General features: G+C 36.8%; 1 protein-coding gene. It reads left to right on the forward strand.

Annotated elements, in window-relative coordinates:
* Nucleotides 1–411, forward strand: a 411-nt coding sequence (locus AC3A54_RS25535; protein ID WP_487656676.1) for an aminopeptidase, incomplete at its 5' end; no start/stop codon positions are given.
* Nucleotides 412–421: the final 10 nt, after the last annotated feature.

Genomic DNA, 421 nt, shown 5'->3' on the forward strand with positions numbered 1-421 from the left:
AATTTAATTGATGAGTTCAAATTAACTTTTGAAAATGGTCGAATTGTTGAAATCACAGCTAAGAAGGGCGAAGAAGTATTAAAGAACCTAGTAGAAACAGATGAAGGCTCCCATTATCTTGGTGAAATAGCCCTGGTTCCACATGATTCACCTATTTCTAACACAAACGTACTTTTCCTAAATACTTTATTTGATGAAAATGCTGCAAACCATTTAGCATTAGGATTCGGTTTCCCTAACTGTATTGAAGGTGGAGAGAAAATGACGAAGGAGCAGCGTGAGGAAGTAGAACTTAATTCGAGTATAACTCATGTTGATTTCATGATTGGTTGTGCGGATATGGATATTGATGGTGAATTACCTGATGGTACACGTGAGCCAATCTTCCGTAAAGGGAATTGGGCTTTCTAATTGATTTTGT

Source organism: Neobacillus sp. Soil_C_43 (assembly GCF_057656715.1).